Origin of the sequence: Kitasatospora sp. NPDC056273, from assembly GCF_042268845.1 — a bacterium.
Lineage (GTDB): Bacteria > Actinomycetota > Actinomycetes > Streptomycetales > Streptomycetaceae > Kitasatospora.
Map to the genome: position 1 here is coordinate 179,824 of NZ_JBHJSJ010000005.1, position 24,092 is coordinate 203,915.

The following is a 24,092-nucleotide window of genomic DNA, read 5'->3' on the forward strand; positions in this document are numbered from 1 at the left end:
TACCGTTGCTGTCGGGGACCGCCGTACGTCCGGAGCCCCCGACCCCGCCCGCCGCTCCCACCGGGAGCCGGCGCGGCACGAACTGGCGATGCCCGGGCGCGGGCGCGACCAGCGTCCCCCGACCGGAGAGCACGAGCATGAGCGACATCTGGCAGCGCCTGCGCCGCGACCATCCCCGGTTGCTCGACGCGGCAGGCGGCGCGGGCGTGATCACGGTCACCGGCCTCGGTGCCACCATCGACCAGAACGGCGGCCACTTCACCCCGTTCGCCGCGCCCACCTTCGCCATCGCGCTGTTCTCCGCCGTCACCGTGCTCGCCCACCGCCGCCACCCGCGCGCGGTGGTCGCCGTCACGCTGCTCTGCACGATGGCGCTCGCCATGGTCAGCCCCCGGCTCACCCCGACCGTGGCCACGCCGCTGTTGCTCGCCCTCTACTTCCTCGCCATCCGCACCGACCGTGCCACCGCACTGCGCGCCTCGGTCGTCACCGCCGTCCTGCTCACCGGGATCACCTTGCTGCTCGGCCCCGGCGGGCCGATCAGCGAACGGCTCGGCGTGCTCGCCTGGGCCCTGCTGCCCGGCGCCCTCGGCGACTCCATCCGCAACCGCCGCGCCCACCTCGCGGCCATCGAGGAGCGCGCCGAACGCGCCGAGCGCACCCGCGAGGAGGAGGCCCGCCGGCGGGTCGCCGACGAGCGGATCAGGATCGCCCGCGACCTCCACGACGTCGTCGCCCACCACATAGCCCTCGCCAACGCCCAGGCCGCCATCGCCGTCCACCTCATGGACAACCACCCCGTCCAGGCCCGGGAGGTGCTCAGCCACATCACCGACGCCACCGGCTCGGCCCTCCAGGAACTGCGCGCCACCGTCGGCCTGCTGCGCCGCGCCGAGGACCGCGCCCCGCTCGAACCCGCCCCCGGCCTCGACCGGCTGCCCGAACTGATCAACACCTTCGAGCGGGCCGGTCTGCCGATCCGGCTCTCCGTCGAGGGCGAGGCCCGCCCGCTGTCGCCCGGCGTGGACCTCACCGCCTTCCGGATCGTCCAGGAGTCGCTCACCAACGTGGCCAAGCACGCCCACGGCGCCGACGCCGAGATCACCCTCGCCTACAGCGGCAGCCGGGTCGCGGTCAGCGTCGCCAACGGCCGCCCGACCGCGACCGGCCGCCGCCGCGCGGTGCCACTGCCCCAGCACCCGCCGAGCGAGGGCGGCTTCGGCCTGATCGGCATGCGCGAGCGGGCCGGGGCGGTGGGCGGCCGGCTCAGTGCCGACCGGCGGCCCGACGGGGGCTTCCTGGTCACCGCCGAACTGCCGCTGCGCACCGGCGCCCGCGACGACGGCCCCGAGTCCGTGGGCGCCCTCACCGCCGCCGACGTCGCCCGGGCCGCCAGGGCCGCGCGCGCCGCCCGCACCGATCGCCCGGCACCAGCCGATCGCCCGACACCAGCCGAAGGACAGGACGGCGCCGCCCGAGCGGACGGCGCGGTCCGAGAGGAGAGGGACCACGCATGACCATCCGGGTACTGCTCGCCGACGACCAGGCCCTGCTGCGCGGCGCCTTCCGGCTGCTGATCGACGCGGAGGAGGACATGGAGGTGGTCGGCGAGGCCGCCGACGGTCGGGAGGCCGTCGAACTCGCCCGGGCCACCAGGCCCGACGTCGTACTGATGGACATCCGGATGCCCGGCACCGACGGCCTCGGCGCCACCGCCGAGATCTGCGGTGACGAGGCGCTGTCCGGCACCCGGGTGCTCATCCTCACCACCTTCGAGATCGACGAGTACGTGGCCCAGGCGCTGCGCGCGGGCGCCGGCGGGTTCCTCGGCAAGGGCGCCGACCCGAAGGAGCTGCTCGCCGCCGTCCGCACCGTCGCGGCGGGCGAGGCACTGCTCTCGCCCGCCGCCACCCGGGCCGTGATCGACCAGTTCCTGGCCCAGCCCGAGCCGGCCTCCGCCGCCTCCACGAGCGAGCGGCTGTCCGTCCTCACCGCCCGCGAGCGCGAGGTGATGTCGATGGCCGCCACCGGCCTCACCAACGAGGAGATCGCCGAGCGGATGTTCGTCAGCCCCTTCACCGTCCGCACCCACGTCCACCGGGCGATGTCCAAGCTCGACGCCCGCGACCGCGCCCAGCTCGTCGCCATCGCCTACCAGACCGGCCTGGTCCCGCCCGGCCGCCCGAACTGAGGCCCGCCCGGCCGGCGGTGGCCGGTCCGGCCCCGCAGCTCAGGGCTTGCGGGCCACGGCGCCGTACATGCTGACGCGGTCGGCGCCCGGGGCGGGGGTGGTGTCGGGTCGCCAGAGGGGGACGGTGGTCACACCGGGGTCGAGGAGGTCGAGGCCGTCGAAGAAGGCCCGGACCTCCTCGCGGGAGCGGCCGACGAGGGGTGCGGTGGCCTTGTCGTAGACACCGGTGACCCGGTCGCGGATCTCGGCCGGGATGAAGTCGGCGGTGCCGTGCGAGAGGACCAGGTGGCTGCCGGAGGGCAGGGCGTCCAGCAGGGTGGCGAGGGCCTGGTGGGGCTGGTCCTCGTCCCGCAGGAAGTGCAGGACGGCGGCGAGGACGAGTCCGACCGGGCGGGAGAAGTCGAGCAGGTCCGCCGCCCGGACGGCGTCCAGCAGCGCGGCGGGCTCGCGCAGGTCGGCCCGGATGACGGTGGTGTGGCCGGGGCCCGAGCCGGCCATCAGGGCGCGGGCGTGGCTGAGCACGATCGGGTCGTTGTCCACGTAGACGGTCCGCGCGCCCGGTCGGGCCGCCTGGGCGATCTCGTGGGTGTTGCCGGCCGTGGGGATGCCGGTGCCGATGTCGAGGAACTGGTCGATGCCGAGTTCGGCGACGCACCGCACCGCGCGGGTGAGGAAGCCGCGGTTGGCGCGGGCGGTGGAGCGGAACTCCGGGTTGGCGGCGAGCGCCTTCTCGGCGGCGGCGCGGTCGGAGGGGAAGTTGTCCTTCCCGCCGAGGTAGTAGTCGTACATCCGGGCCGGGTGCGGCACGTCGGGCCGCAGGTCGGCCGGGATCCCGGCCCCGCCGGACTCCCACATGTTCTCGTATCCCACGGTTGCCGTCTCCTCTGTCCCGGGCGCCACGGACGATCCACTCGCGGCCCTGTTGGCGGACAGCCTAAAGCCCAGGTCACGGCCCGGGTGCCGGTTGGTCGGGTCACCCCCGTATGTCCCTTTTCGTCGGGCGGGGCGGGCTCCCGGGCTCGCCGCGCGCCCCTGCCGTTCCCGGCGCAGGATGGAGGTCCGGGCGGGGGAACAGCCGGGGACGGGAGGTCAGGCCCGTGGGCATCGCGATGGCGGACATCCGCGAGTGGCGCGGCCACGCCGTGGTCGACGAGAAGGGCCACCGCATCGGGTCGCTGGAGTCGGTCTACGTCGAGACGGCCAGCGACGAGCCGTTCTTAGGCACGGTCACGGTCGGTTTCGCGGGCCGGCGCCGCCTGGTCTTCGTCCCGCTGGACGGGGCGGTGGCCGGGCCGGACTACCTCCGGGTGGCCTACCCGCGCAACCAGGTCAAGCAGGCCCCGGCGATCGGCACCGACGACGTGCTGCCCGCCGAGGACGAGCCCGCCGTGTTCGCGCACTACGAGCTGCCGTACGCGACCGGTGCGGGCGGGGAGCGCCGCCTGGCCCGCCGCTGAGCCGAGCCGTACCCGGGGGCGCCGAGCACGGCTTTCGCCAGCCGGGAATGAATACCCCGCCGGGTACACTTGTCCATCGACAGTCGATGTGAAAGGCGGCCCCGACATGCAGGTGGACGAGGAGGCGGTCGGCGCGGTCCTGAACCGGCTGCGCCGCGCGCAGGGCCAGTTGGCCGGAGTGATCGCGATGATCGAGGCGGGCCGGGACTGCAAGGACGTGGTGACCCAGCTCGCCGCCGTCTCGCGCGCGCTCGACCGGGCGGGGTTCAAGATCGTCGCGAGCGGCATGCGCCAGTGCATGGCCGCCGCCGACCAGGACGCCGCGCCGATGAGCGAGGCCGAGCTGGAGAAGCTCTTCCTCGCCCTGGCCTGACCGGGCGGCACCCGGTTCAGCGGTACGGTCCGACGAGGGCCGCGGCGGATCCTCCCGCCGCGGCCCTCGCGGCATGTCGGCGGAAACACCGGAGGAAGCATCCGCGAACCTGCCCGCGACCGCACCCGTGCCGCGGGCCGACGGCCCCGCCCAGCGAAGTTCCCGTACCGCCCGACGCTCCGTCATGCGTCGTTCACGCGCCGGTCGCCGGCCTTCGGGTGAATGAGGGCCGCCCGCAGTTGTACAGCCAACTGCGTGCGCTCCCCTCCTCCCAGCCTCCGTGACCAGCCGAACCCGGCCCCGGCGAACCGTCCCCCGGCGGTCCGGCCCCGGGCGGCGGACAGGACAACCGTGGCCGCAGGCAGCGCCCTGACGTTCAGTTCCTCCACCAACCCCACCGAAGGCGACCGGCTCACCTTCCACTGGAGCACCGACGCCCCCGACGCCAAGAACTGGGTCGGCATCTACGACGGCGACCGCCAGCCCGGCAACGGCGGCTCGCTGCTGTGGAAGTACACCGCGGGCACCTCGGGCGACGTCCAGCTCGACACCTCCGCGCTGACCGGCGGCCCGTACACCGCCTACCTGCTCGCCAAGGACGGCTACGGCATCCTGGCCCGCACCGGGCCGTTCACCTTCCGCCCCAAGCCCGCCGTCGTCCGCCCGCACGCCGCCGTCGACGCGTTCACCGCCACGCCCGTCGCCCCGGGTGCCGCGGTGACGGTCCGGCTCGGCGGCCTCTGGTCCCGCCCGGCCGGCAACCCGGCCGGCTCCGCCACCTACCGCAAGGTGAGCGGCCCCGCCTGGGCTGCGGTCGGCGCCGACGGCACGCTCACCGGCACCGCCCCCGCCACCCCCGGCCGGAACCCCGAGCCGGTGGTCGTCGGCGTCAAGGACAGCGCGGGTGCCACCGACACCGTCACCGTCCTCGTCCCGGTGGCGGACCCGGCCGCCCCGCCGCGCCTCAAGGCCGCCAGCTGGAACCTGCACGACGCGGGCTCGGCCTACACCGACGCGCTGGAGAAGCAGCTGCGCGTGGTCCTCGCCCAGGGCCTGGACGTGCTCGCCCTCCAGGAGACCGCGGGGGAGCGGGCCAGGACCCTGGCCGACGCCCTCGGCTGGTACGCCTACCAGAGCCCGGGCAGCGTCGGTATCCTCAGCCGCCACCCGCTCACCGACGTCACCCCGCCGACCGCCGAACTGCCCGCCGCCGCGGCCACCCTGCGGCTGCCCGGCGGCCGCACCGTCCGCTTCTGGGCCGCCCACCTGGACGAGGCGGGCTACGGCCCGTACGCCGTCCAGGACGGCCGGACCGCCGCCGAGGTGGAGGCCGCCGAGAACGGCTCGCTGCGGCTGAGGCAGGCCAAGGCGCTGGCCGCCGCCGTCCGCGCGGACATCGCCCGGCGCACCCCGGTGGTGCTGGCCGGTGCGCTCTCCTCGCCCTCGCACCGGGACTGGACGGCCGCCACCGCCGCCGCCCACCAGGGGGTCGGCGCGCTCGCCTGGCCGGTCACCGTGGCCCTCCAGGGCGCCGGACTGACCGACACCTTCCGCGAGGAGAACCGCGACCCGGTCAAGGCCCCCGGCACCACCTGGTCGCCCACCCGCAAGCGGCGCGGCGACCGCCCCGAGCCGCAGGACCGCACCGACTACGTCCAGTACGCGGGCCCGCTGAAGCTGGTCGAGGCGCACACCCTGGCCGTCGGCTGGCCGCAGCCCGAGCCCGGCTCCGCCGCCAACGAGTGGCCCTCCGACACCGCCGCCGCGGTCGCCACCTTCCAGCTCTGAGCTCCCAGGCTCCCCGACTCCCAGCTCCGAGAGGCCAGTTCGTCATGCCCGAGCTCTCCCGCCGCACCTTCGTCGGCGCCACCGCGGCCGCCGGCGCCACCGCCCTGAGCGGTCTGACGGCCGTCCAGGCCGCCGCCGCCCCGGCCCCCGCTCCCGCCGCCGGTGCCAAGCCCGGCACCCCGCTGACCGGCACCGTCAAGGACGTCAGGCACGTCGTCGTCCTGATGCAGGAGAACCGTTCCTTCGACCACTACTTCGGCACCCTGGCCGGCGTCCGCGGCTTCGGCGACAAGCAGGCGCTCCAGTTCCCGGACGGCACCGACGTCTTCCGCCAGCCCGACGGCCGGCGCAGCGACGGCGGCGTGATGCTGCCGTACCGGATGGACACCGCCAAGTACAACGCGCAGAACGCCGGCGGCCTGCCGCACGACTGGGCCACCGGCCACCAGGCCATCAACAACGGCGCGATGAACAAGTGGATCGCCGCCAAGGGCGAGCGCACCATGGGCTACTTCACCCGGGACGACATCCCCTACCAGTACGCCCTGGCCGACGCGTTCACCGTCTGCGACGCCTACTTCACCTCGCTGGCCGGTCCGACCGACCCCAACCGGCTCTACCTGTGGACCGGCACGTCCGGCCCCGGCCGCGACGGCACCACCGGCCCGTGGATCGACAACACCCCGGTCACCGACAACCCCGTCGCCGACTGGACCACCTACGCCGAGCGCCTGGAAGCGGCCGGCGTCAGCTGGCGCGTCTACCACAACCCCAGCAAGGACGAGCGCACCGGCGACTACGACGACAACGCGCTCTCCTACTTCAAGCAGTTCCACAACTTCCCGCACGACGACCCGCGTTACGTCAACGCGATGACGAAGTTCGACCCCGCCGACTTCGACCGCCACTGCAAGGACGGCACCCTGCCGACCGTCTCCTGGCTGGTCGCGCCGTACCTGTTCTCCGAGCACCCGGAGGCCGGCCCGGCCTACGGCGCGCACTGGGTCGACCAGGCCCTGCGGTCGCTGACGTCCAACCCGGAGGTCTGGCGGCACACCGTCTTCCTGGTGATGTACGACGAGAACGACGGCTACTTCGACCACATGGTCCCGCCCACCCCGGAGCCCGGCACCCCCGAGGAGTTCACCCAGGGACGGGCGATCGGCCTCGGCAACCGGGTGCCGCTCTGGGTCGTGTCGCCCTGGTCGCGCGGCGGCTGGGTCAACTCCCAGGTCTTCGACCACACCTCGGTGCTGCGCTTCATGGAACTGGTCACCGGGGTGGCCGAGCCCAACATCTCGGCCTGGCGCCGGGCCGTCTGCGGCGACCTCACCAGCTGCTTCGACTTCGCCGCCCCCGAGCTCTCGATCCCGGTGCTGCCCGACACCAAGGCCCTGATGGCCAGGGCCGACGCGGGCACCAGGCTGCCCGGCGTCGCGCTGCCGGCGGTCGGCGCCCAGGCGATGCCCGTCCAGGAGCGCGGCGAGCGCCCGCACCGCCCGCTGCCGTACCAGCCGTGGGCGGACGTCGAGGTGGACCGGAAGACCGGCAAGGTCACCTGCACGATGAGCAACGACGGCTCGGTGGCCTTCCCGTACACCGTCTACCCGAACATCCTGCTCCCCTTCGCCGGCACCCCGTACACCGTCGCCCCCGGCGCCACCGCCCGGTACGTCTGGGACGCCGCCACCACCGACGGCCGCTACGACTTCACCGTGCACGGCCCGGACGGCTTCGTCCGGCGCTTCGCCGGCACCGTGGTCCGCGACGGGCAGGACGGCCAGAACGACATCGGCGTGCCGATCGTCACCGTCGACCTGCGCGGCAGCCGCAAGCTCACCCTGCAGCTCGTCAACGACGGGATGACCGACGTGGCCTTCACCGCCGCGCCCAACGACTTCGCGGGCACCGCGCAGACCGTCTGGGTCAAGCCCGGCAAGCAGGCCAACCTGGCCTGGCCGCTGGACGAGCAGGGCCGCTACGACGTCGTGGTGACCGCCCACACCGGTCAGCGCTTCGTCCGGCGCTTCGCGGGCTGGGTGCACTGACCCGGCGACGGCCGGGGGCGCCGATCCGGTGACCCCCGGCCGTGGCTCGGCCGCCCCGACGGACCCCGCCGTTACCGTCGGGCGCATGCAGAAAATCACCACCTCCCTCTGGTTCGACGACCAGGCCGAAGAGGCCGCCGCCTTCTACACCACGCTGTTCCCGAACTCCCGGGTCCTCAGGACCACCCGCTACGGCGAGACCGGCCCCGGCCCGGCGGGCTCGGTGATGACCGTCGAGTTCGAGCTCGCCGGCCGCGCGTACGTCGGCCTCAACGGCGGCCCGGCGTTCCACTTCACCGAGGCGATCTCGCTCCAGGTGGCGTGCGACGACCAGCAGGAGGTCGACCGGCTCTGGGCGGAGCTCACCGCCGACGGCGGACAGCCCGGCCCGTGCGGCTGGCTCAAGGACCGCTACGGCCTCTCCTGGCAGATCACCCCCCGGGTGCTGCTCGACCTGGTCTCGGGCGAGGACCGGGCCACGGCGGACCGCGTCTTCGCGGCCATGCTGCGGATGCAGAAGATCGAGATCCAGCCGCTGCTCGACGCGGCGAAGGGGTGAGCCCGTGACCGCCTTCAGCCACCGCGGCATCACCTACCTGCGGGCCACCCCCGAGCGGGTCTGGCACGCGCTCACCAACGCCGACGAGTCCGGCCTCTACTGGGGCCACCGCAACGTCTCCACCTGGCTGCTCGGCGCGCCCTGGGAGCACCAGCGGACCGACGGCTCCGGGACCGCCGACGTCATCGGCACCGTCGAGGCGGTCGACCGCCCGCACCTGTTGGTCACCACCTGGGCCGGGCCGCAGGAGGGGCGCGCCGCCTTCCCCTCCCGGGTCACCTTCGAACTCCAGGGCTGGCACGACCTCACCCGGCTCACCGTCACCCACGTGGACCTCGCCGACGAGGCCGCCCGGGCGGACGCCGAGCAGGGCTGGTCGGCGGTGCTCGCCAACCTCAAGACCTACCTGGAGACCGGCCACCCGCTGCCGCAGGAGCCCTGGCTGATGCCCTGAGACCCCGGCGCCCGCCAAACCGCCGGGTGTTCCACCGCTACGCCGCCGGGCGGTCCGCCGCAGCGGACGTCCGGCCGCCGCGGGCCCGTTCGCCCCGCAGCAGGCGGCGCAGCCAGGCGTAGCGGGAGAACCGCTCCCGGTTCGCCACCGAGGCCCGGTCCAGTTCCTCCATCAGCCGCCGGCCGCGGTGCTCCAGGTCCATCTCGTCCAGGATGCGGTCCACCTCGGCCAGTATCGAACCGTGCAGCTGCCAGGCCTCCGGGTGCTCCTGGACCTTGCGCAGCAGCACCTGGGCGACGTTCTCCCGGCAGGCCCAGGCCGCCGCCAGCTCGGCGGTCAGCCGCTCCTCCGCCTCCTCGGCGCTGCGGCTCACCTGGGTGGTCACCAGCACCGCGTAGCTCACCATCGCGCCGCCGACGTGCGCCAGCAGCTCCTCCAGCCCCGTCGCGACGTCCGGCGGGAAGAGCCGTTCGCCGGGCGCGCGCCGCTTGGCCAGGTCGGTCAGCGAACGGGCCAGCACCCGGATCACGACGACGCAGATCTCCAGGGTGTCCAGCCCGGTGCGCAGCACCAGCCGGGACAGCAGCCCCTCGCTGATCCGCGGGTTGAACCGCAGGCTGTCCTCGGCCTGGCGCAGTGCCGCGTCCACGTCGGCGATCGCCTGGTCCAGCCGGCGGGCCTCGTGCAGCCGCTCGGCGGCCCGGGCCACCGGGGTGGGGCGGCCCAGCTCCTCGGAGATGTCGAGCAGCAGCTGGCGGGCCCGCCGGGCCAGGTCCTCGATCGACTCCCCGGCGGTGTCCACCCAGACCGGCGGCGCGAACACCAGGTTGAACAGCAGGCCGACGGCCGCGCCGATGAGGGTCTCCAGCACCCGGTCCCAGGCCTGCGAGGCCAGCTTGGTCACGCCCAGGATCAGCATCGCGCTGATCGCGACCTCCTGGACGAACTCCTCGACCCGGACGAACCGGCCGACGACCAGCGAGGCCAGGATGATCAGCCCGAGGCTCCACCAGGAGAGCCCGACCACCGCGCTGAACCCGATCGCGATCAGCACCCCGACCACCACCGAGTTGACCCGGCGGATGCTGGTCTTGAGCGTCGAGTAGACGGTGACCTGGACGACCAGCAGCGCGGTCAGCGGCGCCGTCAGCGGAGCGGGCTCGCTGCTCAGCCGCGTCGCCACCGCGAAGGCGATGGTGGCCGCGACGGTGGCCCGGACGCTCTGGACCACGAACGGTTCTCGGGCGCCGCGGCGGACCAGGTCCGTGAGTGTCTCCGGGAGAAGGGCCATGTCGCCCTTCTTTCCCCGCGACGGCCGTTCACACCGCTCCGGCGGCGGTCCGGCACCCGTACGACCGCACCGGGCCGGCGTCCTGCCGTGCCCGGTCCCGTCCGGTTCCGCCCGGTCCCGTCGGTGCCTCGTCAGCCCTCGCGGTTGAAGCGCAGCTTCCAGGGCGCCAGCGCGGACTCGACCTGCACGCCCATGCTCATCTTCGAGGCGCCCTCGATCCGCTCCTCGAAGCGGATCGGCACCTCGCGGATCGTCATGCCCTGCTTGACGACCCGGTAGTTCATCTCGACCTGGAACGAGTAGCCGTTGCTCCGCACGGTCGGCAGGTCGATGGCGCGGAGGGTGTCCGCCCGCCAGGCCTTGAACCCGGCGGTGGCGTCCCTGACCCCGAGGCTGAGGATCGTGTTGACGTAGAAGTTCGCCCAGGCCGAGAGCGCCTTGCGGTGCCAGGGCCACTCCTCGGCGGTGGAGCCGCCGGGGACGTAGCGGGAGCCCAGCACCACGGCGGTGTCGCCGCCGAGCAGCAGCTCGACCATCGCGGGTATCGCCGAGGCCGGGTGGGAGAGGTCGGCGTCCATCTGCACCACGACGTCGGCGCCCTCGTCCAGGGCCCTGGCCATGCCGGCCAGGTAGGCCCGGCCGAGGCCGTCCTTCTCGGTGCGGTGCAGCACGCCCACGGTGCCGCCGGAGTCCGCGGCGAGCTTGTCGGCGATCTCGCCGGTGCCGTCGGGGGAGTTGTCGTCGACCACCAGCAGGTGCAGGTCGGGCACCGGGAGCTCCGCGAGCAGGCCCGCGAGGACCGGGAGGTTCTCCCGCTCGTTGTACGTGGGGACGACCACAACGACCTTGGGGGAGGCCTCGACCATGTTCTGTTTCCCTCGTGCCTGCTCCGGATGAGACCGTGCGAGTGTATCGGGCGTTCCGACCGCCTCCTGCCCCGGCCGGAGGTCGGAAGCCCGTTCGATCACGATGCGGTACCGTGACGGGCCGCGAACGCCCGGAACAGTAGCCCCGGAGACCTCCCATGACGATCCGTCGCACCACTGTCCTGCCCGCCACCGCCACCGCCACCGCCACCGCCCTCGCCGTCGCCGTCGCCGTCGCGCTGGCCGCGGGCTGAGCCGGGGCGGCTACGCCGGGCCGTAGACGGCGTCGAGGTTGTCCTGGGCCGGGCGGGTCCGGCCGGCCGGGCCGGCGGCGAAGGCGCGCAGGACGTTCTCGGTGACCTGGCGGACCAGGTCCCCGGCGTGCGAGTCGATGCCGTGGTCGGCCCGGCCGCCGCCGGGGCCGCGGGCCTCCAGCGCCTCGACCCAGCGCATCGTCCCGGTGGCGAACACCCCGGCCCCGCTCGGCACGGTGTAGTAGGCGGTGTCGGAGTGGGAGCGCCGGCCGTCGCACACCACGGGGGAGTGGGCGATCACCTCGATCGGGCGCGGGGTGGGGAAGCCGGTGTGCACCCGGTCGTACTCCACCCCGACCAGGTGCGGGAAGGAGGCCCCCGCCGCGACGCCCGTCCCCTCGTAGGCCCAGTGCCCGGGGGAGGTGACCACGTACGGGGCGTCCACCGGGTAGCCGTCGTAGATGACGCCGAGCATCGAGCTCTCCGGGTCGGCGCCCGGGCCGGTCCGGAAGTCGGTGGTCGCCGGGGCGCCCGCCTGGTGGCCCGGGTCCTGCGCCCAGGCGTCCTTGTAGCAGACCACCGTGCGGTCCGGCCCGAGGTCGGACGGCTCGAAGCGGATCCGGCGGTAGCAGCAGTTGGCGCCCAGGACCGCCAGGTTGGTCCCGGCGTCGCGGGCGGCGACCACGTTGGCCCGCTGCTCGGGCGACCAGTACTCGTCGTGGCCGAGCGACAGGACGGCGCTCGCCCCGGTCAGCAGGCCGGGTTCGCGGGCCACGTCGACGCCAGTGGTGTAGGCGAGCGGCAGGCCGAGCCGTTCGGCGAGGGCGACCAGCGGCGCCTCGTAGACCAGGAACAGCCCGGCACCGTGGTCGTAGTCGTACGGCCGGTCGAAGACGACCTTCAGCGAGCGGGTGGCCAGGCCGCCGGTCGGGCCGTTGTAGAGGCTGTAGCCGCCCCACTCGTTGTAGGCCTGCCAGGTCGCCGGGGCGCTCATCACCACGGTCCGGCCCGCGGTGCTCGCCGAGCGGACGGTGAGCGGGACGTAGCGCCGCCCGGAGCCGTCCTCGGCGTCCAGCCGCAGCAGGTAGGCGCCCTCGGGCCAGCCGGTGGTGTCCACCGTGAGGGTGCGCTGCCAGCCGGTCAGGACGGTGCGGGTCGCCGGGTCCACGTGCGGCGCGGCCTGCTTGCCGCCGGGGACGTGCTCGCGGCGCCAGACCAGCCGGGCGCGGGCGCCGTCGTACCAGCCCATCCGGTAGGCGGAGACGGTGAACGCGGCGGCGGGGGTGGAGACGTGCAGGCCGAAGGGCTCGCCTGGCAGGACGCTGACCCGGTCGGCGAAGCCCTCGATGGCGCCGTCCGGGCCGGGGTCGGTGATCTCCCAGTCGGCGTTGCCGGGGCGGGAGCGCTCGCTCGTCGGGCCGGTGTGGCCGTCGGCGGCCGGGCCGGCGGTGCCGGGTGGCGTGGACGCCGGGGCGGCCGGCGCGCCCGCCGCCCCGGCGGACGGGTGCGCGGCGGGGGCCGCATCCGGGCGACGGGGGCCACAGGAAGTGACGGCGGCCGCCATCAGGCCCAGGCCCAGGATCCTCCGCCGACTCGGCTCCGCCACCGCTTCCTCCGTTTTTCCTGTCCCTGCCCGGTCCGTGGGCGCGCCGGCCCGGCCGGTGGCGCGCTGTGCGGCGCCGGCCCGGTGCGTCGGTGCGCGCGGACATCCTCGCGTGTTCCGCGAGGTCCGTGCAGCCTGGCACACCGGATCGGGCGCGGCCGCACCCGCCTCGGGACGGCCCGCCACCGGGGAGGGCCGTACGGGCGCACCCGGGCGTGTCGGCCCGCGCGGTTGACCGGCCCCGGCGGGCCGGTCCCCTAGCCTGACCAGGCCCGCCGTCCGGCGGCCACAGGGGGTCCGGAGCCGTACGAGGCCGGCCGAGTCGTGGACAGGGGTGCCCGTGGTGTCGTCGGGGTCGGCCGAAGCAGGGGCGGGGCCGGTCACCCGGCGCGGGCGGTTCCGGGAGTGGATGCTGGAAGGCCTGGCCGACCTGGCCAAACAGCACCCCGGCCCGCACGCCGAGGCGCCGCACGAGAAGGGCCAGCGCTGGTGGCGGGTCATGTGCCTGACCGGCCTGGACTACTTCTCCACGCTCGGCTACCAGCCCGGCATCGCCGCGCTCGCGGCCGGACTGGTCTCGCCGCTGGCGACCATCGTGCTGGTGGTCGTCACCCTGCTCGGCGCGCTGCCCGTCTACCGGAGGGTCGCCCAGGAGAGCCCGCACGGCCAGGGCTCGATCGCGATGCTGGAACGGCTGCTCTCCTTCTGGCAGGGCAAGCTCTTCGTGCTCACCCTGCTGGGCTTCGCGGCCACCGACTTCATGATCACCATCACCCTGTCCGCCGCCGACGCCAGCGCCCACCTGGTGGAGAACCCGCACCTGCACAGCGCCCTGACCGGCAAGCAGGTCATGCTGACCCTGATCATGATCGCGCTGCTCGGTGCCGTCTTCCTCAAGGGCTTCAGCGAGGCGATCGGCCTGGCGGTGGTGCTGGTCGCGGTGTACCTCTCGCTGAACGTCGTGGTGGTCGCCAACGGGCTGTGGCACGTGCTCAAGGCCCCGCACGTGTTCAGCGACTGGACGCACGCGCTGACCGTGGAGCACGGCAACGCGATCGCGATGATCGGCGTCGCGCTGATCGTCTTCCCGAAGCTGGCGCTCGGCCTGTCCGGCTTCGAGACCGGCGTCGCCGTGATGCCGCACATCGAGGGCGACCCGGACGACACCGAGGAGAAGCCCACCGGCCGGATCCGCGGCGCCCGCAAGCTGCTGACCACCGCCGCCGCGATCATGAGCGTGTTCCTGATCGCCACCAGCTTCATCACCACGCTGCTCATCCCGGCCGACCAGTTCAAGGCCGGCGGCCAGGCCAACGGGCGGGCGCTCGCCTACCTCGCCCACGAGTACCTGGGCAGCACCTTCGGCAGCGTCTACGACCTGTCCACGATCGCCATCCTCTGGTTCGCCGGGGCCTCCGCGATGGCCGGGCTGCTCAACCTGATGCCGCGCTACCTGCCCCGCTACGGCATGGCCCCGCACTGGGCCCGCGCGGTGCGGCCGACCGTCATCGTGCTCACCCTGATCGCCTTCCTGGTCACCTGGATCTTCGACGCCAACGTGGACGCCCAGGGCGGCGCCTACGCCACCGGCGTGCTGGTGCTGATCAGCTCCGCCGCCATCGCGGTGACCATCGCCGCCCACAAGGCCGGGCAGCGCCGTTGGCGCACCGGCTTCGCGGTGATCGCGGGGGTGTTCCTCTACACCACGGCGGTGAACATCGCCGAGCGGCCGGACGGGGTCAAGATCGGCGCCTGCTTCATCGCGGGCATCATGCTGCTCTCGTTCCTGTCCCGGCTCAAGCGGGCCTTCGAACTGCGCGTCACCGACGTGGTGCTGGACGACGTCGCGGACCGGTTCGTCCGGGACTACACCCACCGCCCGCTGCGGCTGATCGCCAACGAGCCGAACAGCCGGGACCTCGCCGAGTACCGCGACAAGATCCACCAGATCCGGCGGGACAACGACATCCCGGCCGAGGACGACCTGGTGTTCGTCGAGGTCACCGTGCTCGACCCGTCCGACTTCGAGGCCGTGCTGACGGTCCGCGGCGAGGTGCTGCACGACCGCTACCGGGTGCTGGCGCTGGAGAGCTCCAGCGTGCCCAACGCGCTGGCCGCGCTACTGCTCGAGGTGCGCGACCTCACCGGGCAGCAGCCGCACATCTACTTCGAGTGGACCGAGGGCAACCCCTTCGCCCAGTTCCTGCGGTTCTTCCTCTTCGGACAGGGCGAGATCGCCCCCGTCACCCGCGAGGTGCTGCGCGAGGCCGAACCGGACCGGTCCCGCCGGCCGGCCGTCCACGTGGGCTGAGCGGGCGGCCCGGCCGGCTGGTCGGCCGGGCCGGGTGCCGGGGGTCGGTCGGTCAGCGGTTCTGGTGGGACTTCGTCCACGCGGGCGCGACGAAGGCCACCAGGGCGACGGCGAAGGCCAGTTGCAGGATGTGCCGGATCCAGTCGATGCCCGAGGTGTGGCGGACGCCGATCCAGCCGGAGACGGCGTTGCCGAGCCAGGCCCCGGCCGCGCCGAGCAGCATGGTCAGCCACCAGGGGATCGACTGCGGTCCACGCAGGATCAGTTTGGCGAGCACGCCCAGCACGAAGCCGATGAGCAGAATCCACAGGAGCTGGAACATCGCAGTCCACCTTCCGGGCGCTCCCGGGGCCGACGGCCCGGTGCGCCGAATCGCCGATGACGCGGTTCGTCCCATGATCACCCGGATCCGGCGAACGGGCATGTCGACGGGAGAGTGCGCAGGTCAGCCGCGTACCGGTGGAGCGCTCCCGGCGGGGAATGGGCGAGAACGCGCCGCAGGTCGGGCCGGAAAGTCGCTGTCCGTCATCGGCTCCGCACGGATAGGAATGGGCGGGACGCGGACGCGCCGCGTCACCGAGAGGAGCCGCCCCGTGATACGCCTTCGTTCCGCCGTCCTGACCCTGGGCTGTACCGCCGCCGCGCTGACCCTGACCATGGGGACGGCCCAGGCCGCGCCCGGTGACACCAGCACCAGCTGCTCCTCCTCGCTGACGCCGGGCGGCTTCGTGGACGTCCAGTGGTGGAACAGCGCGGGCTGCGGCTCCGGTTTCACCCCGAACACCAAGAAGATCATGCAGCTCACCGGCTACCCGGTCGGCACCGTGGTCAACGCCTGCGCCTCCACCTGGCCGCCGGCCGGCTGGACGATCGTCAGCACCTACTACGGCTCCGGCTGCAACTACTCGGCGGTGCCGAGCCTGGAGAAGAACTCCTGGCAGCTCAAGCGCGTCTCCTGACGGCGGCGCACCGGCCGGCGGAGCGGTGCTGCCCGTCCGGGGCGGGCCGCCGGCCGGGGCTCAGCTCTCCCTGACCGCCTCGACGGCCCCGCGGACCAGCGGGTCCGGATCGTCCGCCAGGCCGTCCAGCAGCTCGGCGACGCCCGGGGTCGACCAGCCGCCGACGGCCCAGACCAGGTCCGTCCGCACGCCCGGGTGCGGGTGGTCGGCCAGTCGGGCGAGCAGGTCCACCGGGCCGCGGCGGCGCAGCCCGAACCAGTGCAGGGCGGTGCGCAGTTCGTACGGGTCGCCGGGTTCGCCGGCCGCCGCGATCCGGGCCAGCAGCACCGGGACGGGCGGCGGCGGGCCGTCCAGCGGGTGCGGGTGGCGCTCGCGCAGCCGGCGGCTGCCGTACTCGCCGCGGATACGGCAGCCGAAACAGGTGCAGGGCCGGGTGCCGTGGGCGTCCGGGACGTAGCGCCAGCCGGTGGCCTGCGGCACGGCGCGGACCCGGTGCACCTCGCGGGCGCCCACCGCGCGCGGCAGGAAGACCTCCCAGCCGCGCGGGTCGGGCAGGGCGCCGATCCGCCGGACCGCCTCGGCGGCCCGCACCGGCCGCTGGGCGTCCTGGGCGCGGTCGCGGTAGTGCCCGGTCAGGACCTCCTGCCCGTCGTCCAGCCGGAGGTGCACCGCGACCAGTGCGCCCTTGGGGCCGAACCGGGCCAGCTCGCGCAGCCACTGGTGGGTCAGCGTGTACGAGGGCAGCACGGGGAAGCAGTACACCCCGCGTGCGCCGCCCTGGCCCCGGCTGTCGGCGCGGATCCCGGCGCGGCGGATGCGCGGCGCGTTCGCCGCGGCGGTCAGGTGCACGAACATCGCCATGGGGCGCGATCCTAGCGAGCGACCGGGTGGCCGGCCGAGCGGTTTTCCCGGGCCTCCGGTTCCTCGCCACCGGGCGTTCCGGGACGCTGCCGCGGGTCAGGCGCCGGCCGTGCGGCGGTCGATCAGGGCGGCCAGTCCGTCCAGGATGCGCTCCAGGCCGAACTCCAGCGCCTGGTCGCGGCCGTCGGGGTCGGCCATGGCGGCGGCGACGGCCGGGAAGCGGTCGGCGTTCTCCTGGACCACGGTGCCGAGGGCGGCGAGGAGTTCGGCCTCGGGGGTGTCGGCGGGGCCGGCGGCGCGGGACTGCGCGGCGATTCCGCGCACGTGCCCGGTGAGCAGGACGGCGGCGTCCATCCGTTCGGGGCCGGTCAGCCCGTGGCCGTCGAGCGCCGCCACCACCCGCTCCAGCCAGGCGAGTTCCCTCGGACCGAGCGCCCGCGCGCCGACGGTGGCGTCCAGCAGCCACGGGTGCCTGGCGAAGGACTCGGCCAAGTGGTGGGCCCAGGCGGTGAGTTGCTCCCGCCAGTCGGCACCCTCCGGTGCGTCCGGAGGCGCGTCGACGGCCGACTCGACCATCAGGGCGACGAGTTCGGCCTTGCCGGGGACGTAGCGGTAGAGCGACATCTTGGTGAAGTCGAGCAGCCCGGCCACCTTCTGCATGGAGACCGCGCCGAGCCCCTCCGTGTCGGCGACCTCGACCCCGGCCGCGGCGATCCGCTCCAGGCTGAGGGCCGGCTTCGGCCCGCGGGTGGGTTTGGGGGCCGGGCCCCAGAGTAGCCGCACCGTGTCGTTCGCCGCCTCGGCCATCATCCGCTCCCGTTCTGGGGTTCCGTTCGGGGCTTGCCACCTGGGGGGTTGCCCTTCCCGCTCAACTGTGTCTACCGTACACAGCAACAAACAGTGTCCGCCAGACACAGTTTCACGATCCTCGGACGGAGTGGATTCCCATGAGCACCAAGGTCCTGATCTCGGGCGCGAGCATCGCCGGCCCCGCGCTCGCCCACTGGCTGGGCCGGTACGGCTTCGAGGTGACCGTGGTCGAGCTGGCCCCCGCGCTGCGCGACGGCGGCCAGGACGTCGACTTCCGTGGCCGCACCCACCTGACCGTGCTGGAGCGGATGGGCGTCCTGGAGGAGCTGCGCACGCTCGGCACCGGCGGCAGTCCGATGACCTTCGTCGGCCCCGACGGGCGCCAACTGCTGCACCTGCCCGCCGAGTTCGCCGGAGGTGACCTGGAGGTCCCGCGCGGGGAGCTGGCCCAGCTGCTCCACCGGCACAGCAGCGCCCGCGCCGAGTACGTCTTCGGCGACTCGATCACGGCGCTGGAGGAGACTCCGGACGGGGTCCGGGTCGCCTTCCGGCACGGGGCGCCGCGCGAGTTCGACCTGGTGATCGGCGCCGACGGACTGCACTCCACCGTCCGCCGGCTCGCCTTCGGCCCCGAGCAGCGCTACGTCCGCCACCTCGGCTACTACTCGGCCACCTGGCAGCTGCCCAACGACCTCGGACTGCCCGTCGGCGGGGTCGGCCTCAACGTCCCCGGTCGGCTGATGTCCGTCGGCGCCGACCACCGCGACCCGAGCCGGGCCGGTGCTTTCTGCCTCTTCGCCTCGCCCGAACTTCGCTACGACCGCCACGACCCGGCGCGGCAGAAGGAACTGGTCCGGGCCGCCTTCGCGGGCCTCGGCTGGCGGGTGCCGCAGCTGCTGGAGAGCCTGGACGCCGCCCCCGAGCCGTACTTCGACTCGATCAGTCGCGCCGACGTGCCCGCCTGGTCGACCGGTCGGATCGCCCTGATCGGCGACGCCGCCTGCGGCGCGACCATCGGGGGCATGGGCACCGGGACGGCGGTGGTGGCCGCGTACGTCCTGGCGGGCGAGCTGGCCCGCGCCCGCGGCGACCACCGGGCCGCCTTCGCGCGGTACGAGCACCTCCTGCGCGGCTACGCGCAGGGCTGCCAGAAGGGCGGCGACCGCACCGGTCCGTTCCTCGCGCCGCGCACGGCCACCGGGCTGCGGTTCCGCAACGCGCTGCTCAACCGGCGCTGGGCGCTGGAGAAGATGCTGGAGCTGGGCAAGCAGGTCAGCAGCGTCGAACTGCCCGACTACGAGCGGGAGCTGTCCCGTCGGCCGCGGGCCGCGGTCTGAACGGGAGCGCTCGGGGTGGAAGGGAGACGGGGCGCGGGGCTCAGTGCGGTGGGTCGATCCGGGCGCCGTTGTCGAGCAGCGCCTCCACCTGGACGGCCGCGCGGGCTGGGCGTTCGACGGCCAGGGTGCGGTCCGGCGCGGGCCGGTCGGCGGACCAGCCCGAACCCTTGACGGTGAGCCGGGTGACCCGGCGGCTGCCCGCCGCGAGCACGAACTCCGTCCCGTGCGGGGAACGCCACCAGGTCCAGGCCACGGCGTCCCGCTCGAAGCGGCCGCAGGCCCGGCCCGGTCCGCCACCGGTGCGCTGCGCGCCGCGGGCGCCCGGCAGGACGACGGCGGTGGCCGCACTGCCCGCGCCGTCCCAGCGGTCGGCGCGCAGGCAGACCCAGGAGGCCGAGCCCGCGTTCTGCGGCAGCGGCTGGAGGGCGAAGGCCCAGAGGTTCAGCTGTTTGACGCCCGGTGTGCCGTCCGGAACGGCGCAGCCGGCCCGGGACCAGGCCTGCAGCGCGTCCTGGGCGGTCGCCTCGCGCGGCTCGCGGTCGGCCTGGGCGCGGTCGGGTGGTGAGCCGTCCGGCTGGGGGCGCTCCGGTGGCGGGGCGTAGGTGAGGTGTGCGGGGACCAGGCCGCCCAGGTCGGCCAGCAGGAAGGCGGACCTCTCGGCCTTCTCGGCGACCACCGGGGACGAGTGCAACTGGAGCAGGGTGGCGCCCTGGCAGTCGGCGGGCCCGCCGGCCGGGGCCGGGGAGGTGAGGCCGTCGGGGTGCTCCAACGGGTGGGCGGGGGTGTCGGGCCGGTCGATCCGGCGGGTCTCCGCGGAGTCCACCCAGGGCGCCAGCAGGTAGCGGACGGTGGCGCCCTGACGGCGCAGGACCACCGCGCCGGCCGTGGTCGGGTCCGCGTCGTCGGCCCGGGCGAGGTCCAGGTCTCCGCTGTCCCGACCGCCCTGACCGTTCTGGCTGTCGGTGTAGCGGGCGATCCGCTCGCCGTCGGAGAACACCACCACACCGGTGCCGTCCACCGTCCCGGCGAACAGCAGGTGCGGCGCGGGCGCGGCGGGCGGGCCGGCGTCCGTACCCGGCTCGGCGTGGGTCCGGCTGCCGGGCCGGGCCCAGGCGGCCAGGGCGCGGCCGAGCAGCGCGCCGTCCTCGCGCCGCTCGCCACGGGCGGGCCAGGCGGTGAAGTCGACCCGGCTGGTGTGCTGCCAGGCGTCGGGGGCGACCCGGACCAGGTGGGACGGGTCGGTGTCGGCGCCCGCGAGCGGCACCGTCGTCGGACGGCCGGGCGCCGCCGGGTGCGAACCGCCCAGCACGCCCGCCGTGGTGGTGAGGCCGAGCACGCCGACCGCGAGCGCGGCCGTCAGCGTACGGCGCCGGCGCAGCAGGTCGGTGGGTTGCACCCGGACGGCGCAGGGGTCGAAGGCGGGCGGCAGCGGATCCGGACCGGACGGCACCTGCCCGGCCACGGCCACCGCCACCGCCGGGTGCGCCACTCCGGCCTGCCGTAGTACCTCGGCGGCCCGTTCGACGCCCAGCCCCTCGACCGTCCGCAGGGCGAACGCCGCCCTGGCCGGGGCGGAGAGCGCGGCGAGCGCGTGGTCGAGTTCCGCGTCCCCCTCGCCGCCGTGCGGGGTGAACAGCCGCAGGCCCCAGACCCGGGGCGTGAGGAGACGGGCGGCCGGGCGCGGCCGGAGCGCGGCGCGCAGCACCCGCAGGCGCAGTGCGGCGTAGTCCGGGTCGTCCGGGGCGTCCGTGCCTTCCGGAGCGTCGGAGGGCCCGGGCCCGGGCGCGGACGGTCGGACGGTGGCTCGGTCCGTGCGGGCCCAGCGGGTGGGCAGGGCGCGCTGGACGGCGCAGTGGGCGGCGAGCACCCGGGTGTGCCGGTCGCGGTCGGCCGGCAGCGCCAGGTAGGCGAGCCGGACCAGCCGTCGGTAATGGCGCACCAGCGAGGCCTCCGCCAGGGCCACCGGGCGCGCCGCGACATCCCGGCGCAGCGCGGCCGTGCTCACCGTCCGTACTGCCAAGGGGCCCTCCCGGGAGCCGTACCGCTGTCGTGGTGGATGGTCCAACGAGTCGATCATGTGATGGTTGCGCCGTCCGGGGTGATCGGCGGGCATATGACGGACGTGCGGCGCGCCACCTCTGGAAGAACGTCCGGCGAGCGATGGCGGCCCGCCCGGTGCCGACCAGCGGCGCTGGCCGCCGCCGACCTGGTCGGCGTGGGCGCCCCGGCCGCCGACGCGCTCCTCAACCAGCTCGCGGCGGACTACAACGCCTCGCTCGCGGCGGCCGGGGACACCACCTCGCCCCGGCTCTACAGCTGGGACGCCCGGGGAACCAGCAGGATCACGCCCAAGACCGGGGCCTACGAGATCTTCCGGCCGACCAACACCCGGAGCGCCCTCAACGCCCTGGTGTTCAACAGCAGTGGAACGGTCGACTTCGCCCGGCTGAGCAGGCCGCCACAGCAGGGCGACCCGACCTCGATCGACTTCGTCCCGCTCATGAGGGACGCGGTGACCTGGGCGGCCCCGGCGGGCGGTAACGCACCGAAGAACCTGACGACCGCCGATCTGCGGTGGATCTACTCCTGCGACATCACCAACTGGCGGCAGATCGACCCGAGCCTTCCGGACGCGACGATCAGGCCCGTGGTACCCGGTGTCCACGTCTCGGACCCCGCCACGCTTCGGTCGTCCTATCTCTCCGACGAGATGACCGCCTTCGCGGCCGCCGCCTCCCCGAACGGCGATCCGGGCACCTTCTACGCGGGCCCGTGCGTGACCTCCGGCGTCGCCGAGGACCAGGGGGAGGACGCGGTCCTGCACGACCCGAACGCGATCGTCCCGTACTCGGTCGGCCGCTGGGTCGGACAGGTCACCGGCGGTCACCGGAAGCCGGGCGACGACCCGGGAGTGCTCGTGCCGCAGTCCCTGGACGGAACGGCGCCCACGGTCGACGGCGGGACCAACCCGGCCTTCCTGACGACCTGGCACGGCCGGACCCTCTACCTCGGGGTGCGGGACGGCGACTGGACGAGTGCCGACGCGCAGGGACGGGCGCTGCGGGCCGTGTTCGGTCGGAACGGCTGGTTCTGCACCTCCCCGGCGGCCGCGGCGGCCGTCCGGAGCCACGGGTTCCTGCGGGTGCCCGTCTTCGTCTGCGGGGCGACCACGCACGCCTGACGGCGTCGTTCCCGCGGCTGCCCCGGCCGGGGACGTGGTGCCGGTGTCCGGTAGGGGGTGTGGTGCCGGGCCCGTGGTGCCGGTGCCCGGTCGGGGGCGTGGTGTTGGGGCCGTGTCAGCAGGTCGGGGCCCAAGGTCCCGCCCGTTCGGCCCCTTGGCCCCTGGCGGTCGCGGCCGTTACGGGCGATGCTGCCGGTACCGGCCGGGACGATCCGCGTCCGGTCGGACCAGCATCGTTGGACGAGGTGAACCGGCGTGCGGCATGCCACCGTCGAATCCGTGATGACCAGCCCCGTGGTCCTGGTCTCGCCCGAGACCGGATTCCGGGAGATCGTGACGCTGCTGAGCGAGTACGACATCACCGGCGTACCGGTGGTGGACCCGGAAGGGCGACCGCTCGGCGTGGTCTCGGAGGCCGACCTGCTGCGCACCCTGGCCGCGCAGGAGGACCCGGCCAGCCTGCTGCCCGCGCCCGAGTCGGCGCAGGCGGGCCCGGACGGCGAGGTGACTGCGGCCGACCTGATGACGGCGCAGCCGGTCTGCACCACGCCCGGCACCAGCGTGGTCGCGGCGGCCCGGCTGATGAGCCGGCACGGCCTGAAGCGGCTGCCGGTGCTGGACGAGGAGGGGCGGGTCGTCGGCATGGTCAGCCGCGGTGACCTGCTGCGGGTCTTCCTGCGCGAGGACATGGTGATCCGGCGGGAGATCGTCGAGGAGGTGCTCGGCCGGATCGACGGGGTCAGCCCGGCGGAGATCGGGGTGGAGGTCACCCAGGGGCGGGTGGTGCTCAGCGGCACCGTGCCCGAGCAGCACCTGGTGCCGATCGTGCTCAACCTGTGCCGCTCGGTGGACGGGGTGGTCTCGGTGACCGACCGGCTCGGGGCCGGAGGCGCGGCTCCGGTCGGCTGACCTGCTCGGCGCCGACCCCTGACCGGCCGTACCGGTCCCGAATCGCACGTTCGTCCCGGACCCGAACGATCCACTTCGCATACTGCGGAGGGTATCGGGTAACTCACCCTGTGTGCCTGGCGGTGCGGACTGCCGGGACGCCAGCGCTCCGGGGAGGCGGCCGTGGCAGTCGTGTTCGACGCGGACTTCACTTCGACCAGGCAGTGGATCGCCGGGCGCAGCAGCGCCTATCCCCGGATGGGGCCGACCAACCGGAGCGACCACAAACTCGACTACCTCAGCCGCGACTACTGCCCCGACGGGCAGTTCACGGCGGTCAGGAGGCACAGTGGCGGGCTGTGGAGCTGCAGTCTGCTGACCACCGAGGGCAGTCCCGACGGATTCCAGCTCCGCGCCGGGGATGTGCTGTCGGCGAGCGTGACACTGCCGGTCGAGCTCGGCGCCTGGCCGGCGATCTGGACCTGGCGGGACGGCGGCAACGAGGTGGACGTCTTCGAGTACCACCCTGACAACCCGGACCTGCTGGAGATCTCCAACCACGTCCGCGGCGGCTTCCGGTACTGGCACGGTGCGAGCGCCGGGATCGGGCCGGGGGCCACCTTCGGCCTGCGGGTGGTGCTCGGCGCGAACTCGGTGGACTGGTACGTGGAGGACGAGCTGGTCTACGCGGACCTGCACGGGGTCGGGTCCGCGTGGCACGCCTACCTGATCGTCAACATGTCGGTGGCGGACGGGACGTATCACGACCGGCCGCCGTACGGCGGGCCGGACCGGCTGAGCTGGGTGTGCCACAGCCTCCAGGTCGAGCGCTGAGGGAGGCGGGGCGGGCGAGGGCGGGCA

At 74.3% G+C, this 24,092-nt stretch carries 22 protein-coding genes; 14 read left to right on the plus strand and 8 right to left on the minus strand.

Features of this window, described 5'->3' with window-relative positions; all coding sequences use genetic code 11:
- Positions 1-137 precede the first annotated feature (137 nt).
- On the plus strand, positions 138-1,517 hold the full coding sequence (locus tag ACFCY1_RS06765) for a sensor histidine kinase (RefSeq protein ID WP_074004856.1): 1,380 nt from the start codon (positions 138-140) through the stop codon (positions 1,515-1,517).
- Positions 1,514-2,191: a response regulator transcription factor gene (locus tag ACFCY1_RS06770; RefSeq protein WP_049651497.1), complete on the plus strand. Its 678-nt coding sequence runs from the start codon at positions 1,514-1,516 to the stop codon at positions 2,189-2,191. The genes ACFCY1_RS06765 and ACFCY1_RS06770 overlap by 4 nt, the downstream gene beginning before the upstream one ends.
- Positions 2,192-2,230: 39 nt before the next feature.
- Here the strand turns inward: ACFCY1_RS06770 and ACFCY1_RS06775 are convergent, their stop codons facing one another.
- Complete coding sequence (locus tag ACFCY1_RS06775; protein ID WP_117493013.1) at positions 2,231-3,046, minus strand: SAM-dependent methyltransferase; 816 nt, start codon at positions 3,044-3,046, stop codon at positions 2,231-2,233.
- Between the two features lie 254 nt (positions 3,047-3,300).
- Between ACFCY1_RS06775 and ACFCY1_RS06780 the strand changes: the two genes are divergently transcribed.
- The 6 genes from ACFCY1_RS06780 to ACFCY1_RS06805 all read left to right on the plus strand — a co-directional run bounded on the left by ACFCY1_RS06780 (position 3,301) and on the right by ACFCY1_RS06805 (position 8,870).
- Positions 3,301-3,648 carry a PRC-barrel domain-containing protein gene (locus tag ACFCY1_RS06780; protein ID WP_375873867.1) on the plus strand — a complete coding sequence of 116 codons (348 nt, stop codon included), beginning with the start codon at positions 3,301-3,303 and terminating at the stop codon, positions 3,646-3,648.
- A gap of 106 nt (positions 3,649-3,754) precedes the next feature.
- Positions 3,755-4,021: a metal-sensitive transcriptional regulator gene (locus tag ACFCY1_RS06785; RefSeq protein WP_049651499.1), complete on the plus strand. Its 267-nt coding sequence runs from the start codon at positions 3,755-3,757 to the stop codon at positions 4,019-4,021.
- Between the two features lie 351 nt (positions 4,022-4,372).
- A complete protein-coding gene (locus tag ACFCY1_RS06790; RefSeq protein WP_375873790.1) occupies positions 4,373-5,809 on the plus strand; it encodes an endonuclease/exonuclease/phosphatase family protein in 1,437 nt (478 codons plus the stop codon).
- 44 nt (positions 5,810-5,853) lie between these two features.
- Positions 5,854-7,857: a phosphocholine-specific phospholipase C gene (locus tag ACFCY1_RS06795; protein WP_375873791.1), complete on the plus strand. Its 2,004-nt coding sequence runs from the start codon at positions 5,854-5,856 to the stop codon at positions 7,855-7,857.
- 85 nt (positions 7,858-7,942) lie between these two features.
- Positions 7,943-8,416 (plus strand): VOC family protein, encoded by a 474-nt coding sequence (locus ACFCY1_RS06800; protein WP_049651503.1) that lies wholly within the window; start codon positions 7,943-7,945, stop codon positions 8,414-8,416.
- Between the two features lie 4 nt (positions 8,417-8,420).
- Positions 8,421-8,870 carry an SRPBCC domain-containing protein gene (locus ACFCY1_RS06805; RefSeq protein WP_049651504.1) on the plus strand — a complete coding sequence of 150 codons (450 nt, stop codon included), beginning with the start codon at positions 8,421-8,423 and terminating at the stop codon, positions 8,868-8,870.
- Between the two features lie 37 nt (positions 8,871-8,907).
- Here the strand turns inward: ACFCY1_RS06805 and ACFCY1_RS06810 are convergent, their stop codons facing one another.
- The 3 genes from ACFCY1_RS06810 to ACFCY1_RS06820 form a co-directional block, all read right to left on the minus strand.
- On the minus strand, positions 8,908-10,161 hold the full coding sequence (locus ACFCY1_RS06810) for an aromatic acid exporter family protein (RefSeq protein ID WP_074004852.1): 1,254 nt from the start codon (positions 10,159-10,161) through the stop codon (positions 8,908-8,910).
- 131 nt (positions 10,162-10,292) lie between these two features.
- Entirely contained in the window at positions 10,293-11,027 is a 735-nt protein-coding gene (locus ACFCY1_RS06815; RefSeq protein WP_049651506.1) for a polyprenol monophosphomannose synthase, read from the minus strand.
- 264 nt (positions 11,028-11,291) lie between these two features.
- Positions 11,292-12,887, minus strand: a complete 1,596-nt coding sequence (locus ACFCY1_RS06820) for a N,N-dimethylformamidase beta subunit family domain-containing protein (protein WP_375873792.1) — start codon at positions 12,885-12,887, stop codon at positions 11,292-11,294.
- Between the two features lie 406 nt (positions 12,888-13,293).
- Here ACFCY1_RS06820 and ACFCY1_RS06825 point away from each other — a divergent pair, with 406 nt between their 5' ends.
- Positions 13,294-15,195 carry an APC family permease gene (locus tag ACFCY1_RS06825; protein ID WP_049651508.1) on the plus strand — a complete coding sequence of 634 codons (1,902 nt, stop codon included), beginning with the start codon at positions 13,294-13,296 and terminating at the stop codon, positions 15,193-15,195.
- 52 nt (positions 15,196-15,247) lie between these two features.
- Here ACFCY1_RS06825 and ACFCY1_RS06830 read toward each other — a convergent pair whose 3' ends face one another.
- Positions 15,248-15,517, minus strand: coding sequence for a GlsB/YeaQ/YmgE family stress response membrane protein (locus ACFCY1_RS06830; protein WP_049651509.1), 270 nt, complete (start codon positions 15,515-15,517; stop codon positions 15,248-15,250).
- A 271-nt stretch (positions 15,518-15,788) separates the two neighbouring features.
- Here ACFCY1_RS06830 and ACFCY1_RS06835 point away from each other — a divergent pair, with 271 nt between their 5' ends.
- Complete coding sequence (locus ACFCY1_RS06835; RefSeq protein WP_049651510.1) at positions 15,789-16,154, plus strand: hypothetical protein; 366 nt, start codon at positions 15,789-15,791, stop codon at positions 16,152-16,154.
- 60 nt (positions 16,155-16,214) lie between these two features.
- On the opposite strand, the gene ACFCY1_RS06840 is transcribed toward ACFCY1_RS06835, so the two are convergent.
- Together ACFCY1_RS06840 and ACFCY1_RS06845 are read right to left on the minus strand one after the other, a co-directional pair.
- The gene (locus tag ACFCY1_RS06840; RefSeq protein ID WP_375873793.1) at positions 16,215-17,015 is read right to left on the minus strand and encodes a HEAT repeat domain-containing protein; all 801 of its coding nucleotides are present in this window, start codon (positions 17,013-17,015) and stop codon (positions 16,215-16,217) included.
- A 96-nt stretch (positions 17,016-17,111) separates the two neighbouring features.
- Positions 17,112-17,822, minus strand: coding sequence for a TetR/AcrR family transcriptional regulator (locus ACFCY1_RS06845; protein WP_375873794.1), 711 nt, complete (start codon positions 17,820-17,822; stop codon positions 17,112-17,114).
- A gap of 140 nt (positions 17,823-17,962) precedes the next feature.
- Here ACFCY1_RS06845 and ACFCY1_RS06850 point away from each other — a divergent pair, with 140 nt between their 5' ends.
- Positions 17,963-19,162: an FAD-dependent monooxygenase gene (locus tag ACFCY1_RS06850; RefSeq protein ID WP_375873795.1), complete on the plus strand. Its 1,200-nt coding sequence runs from the start codon at positions 17,963-17,965 to the stop codon at positions 19,160-19,162.
- A gap of 40 nt (positions 19,163-19,202) precedes the next feature.
- On the opposite strand, the gene ACFCY1_RS06855 is transcribed toward ACFCY1_RS06850, so the two are convergent.
- Complete coding sequence (locus ACFCY1_RS06855; protein WP_375873796.1) at positions 19,203-21,182, minus strand: hypothetical protein; 1,980 nt, start codon at positions 21,180-21,182, stop codon at positions 19,203-19,205.
- 93 nt (positions 21,183-21,275) lie between these two features.
- Here ACFCY1_RS06855 and ACFCY1_RS06860 point away from each other — a divergent pair, with 93 nt between their 5' ends.
- The 3 genes from ACFCY1_RS06860 (at position 21,276) to ACFCY1_RS06870 (ending at position 24,065) form a co-directional block, all read left to right on the plus strand.
- On the plus strand, positions 21,276-22,343 hold the full coding sequence (locus tag ACFCY1_RS06860; RefSeq protein ID WP_375873797.1) for a substrate-binding domain-containing protein: 1,068 nt from the start codon (positions 21,276-21,278) through the stop codon (positions 22,341-22,343).
- Positions 22,344-22,625: 282 nt separating this feature from the next.
- On the plus strand, positions 22,626-23,252 hold the full coding sequence (locus tag ACFCY1_RS06865; RefSeq protein WP_241853098.1) for a CBS domain-containing protein: 627 nt from the start codon (positions 22,626-22,628) through the stop codon (positions 23,250-23,252).
- Between the two features lie 162 nt (positions 23,253-23,414).
- Positions 23,415-24,065: a hypothetical protein gene (locus ACFCY1_RS06870; RefSeq protein ID WP_063780338.1), complete on the plus strand. Its 651-nt coding sequence runs from the start codon at positions 23,415-23,417 to the stop codon at positions 24,063-24,065.
- Positions 24,066-24,092: the final 27 nt, after the last annotated feature.

Excerpts from the sequence above, each read along its gene's own strand:
- ACFCY1_RS06765 (WP_074004856.1), top strand. The coding sequence starts at position 138 with ATGAGCGACATCTGGCAGCGCCTGCGCCGCGACCATCCCCGGTTGCTC.
- ACFCY1_RS06770 (WP_049651497.1), top strand. The coding sequence starts at position 1,514 with ATGACCATCCGGGTACTGCTCGCCGACGACCAGGCCCTGCTGCGCGGC.
- ACFCY1_RS06775 (WP_117493013.1), bottom strand. The coding sequence starts at position 3,046 with ATGTGGGAGTCCGGCGGGGCCGGGATCCCGGCCGACCTGCGGCCCGAC.
- ACFCY1_RS06780 (WP_375873867.1), top strand. The coding sequence starts at position 3,301 with ATGGCGGACATCCGCGAGTGGCGCGGCCACGCCGTGGTCGACGAGAAG.
- ACFCY1_RS06785 (WP_049651499.1), top strand. The coding sequence starts at position 3,755 with ATGCAGGTGGACGAGGAGGCGGTCGGCGCGGTCCTGAACCGGCTGCGC.
- ACFCY1_RS06795 (WP_375873791.1), top strand. The coding sequence starts at position 5,854 with ATGCCCGAGCTCTCCCGCCGCACCTTCGTCGGCGCCACCGCGGCCGCC.
- ACFCY1_RS06800 (WP_049651503.1), top strand. The coding sequence starts at position 7,943 with ATGCAGAAAATCACCACCTCCCTCTGGTTCGACGACCAGGCCGAAGAG.
- ACFCY1_RS06810 (WP_074004852.1), bottom strand. The coding sequence starts at position 10,161 with ATGGCCCTTCTCCCGGAGACACTCACGGACCTGGTCCGCCGCGGCGCC.
- ACFCY1_RS06815 (WP_049651506.1), bottom strand. The coding sequence starts at position 11,027 with ATGGTCGAGGCCTCCCCCAAGGTCGTTGTGGTCGTCCCCACGTACAAC.
- ACFCY1_RS06825 (WP_049651508.1), top strand. The coding sequence starts at position 13,294 with ATGCTGGAAGGCCTGGCCGACCTGGCCAAACAGCACCCCGGCCCGCAC.
- ACFCY1_RS06830 (WP_049651509.1), bottom strand. The coding sequence starts at position 15,517 with ATGTTCCAGCTCCTGTGGATTCTGCTCATCGGCTTCGTGCTGGGCGTG.
- ACFCY1_RS06840 (WP_375873793.1), bottom strand. The coding sequence starts at position 17,015 with ATGGCGATGTTCGTGCACCTGACCGCCGCGGCGAACGCGCCGCGCATC.
- ACFCY1_RS06845 (WP_375873794.1), bottom strand. The coding sequence starts at position 17,822 with ATGGCCGAGGCGGCGAACGACACGGTGCGGCTACTCTGGGGCCCGGCC.
- ACFCY1_RS06850 (WP_375873795.1), top strand. The coding sequence starts at position 17,963 with ATGAGCACCAAGGTCCTGATCTCGGGCGCGAGCATCGCCGGCCCCGCG.
- ACFCY1_RS06860 (WP_375873797.1), top strand. The coding sequence starts at position 21,276 with ATGACGGACGTGCGGCGCGCCACCTCTGGAAGAACGTCCGGCGAGCGA.
- ACFCY1_RS06865 (WP_241853098.1), top strand. The coding sequence starts at position 22,626 with ATGACCAGCCCCGTGGTCCTGGTCTCGCCCGAGACCGGATTCCGGGAG.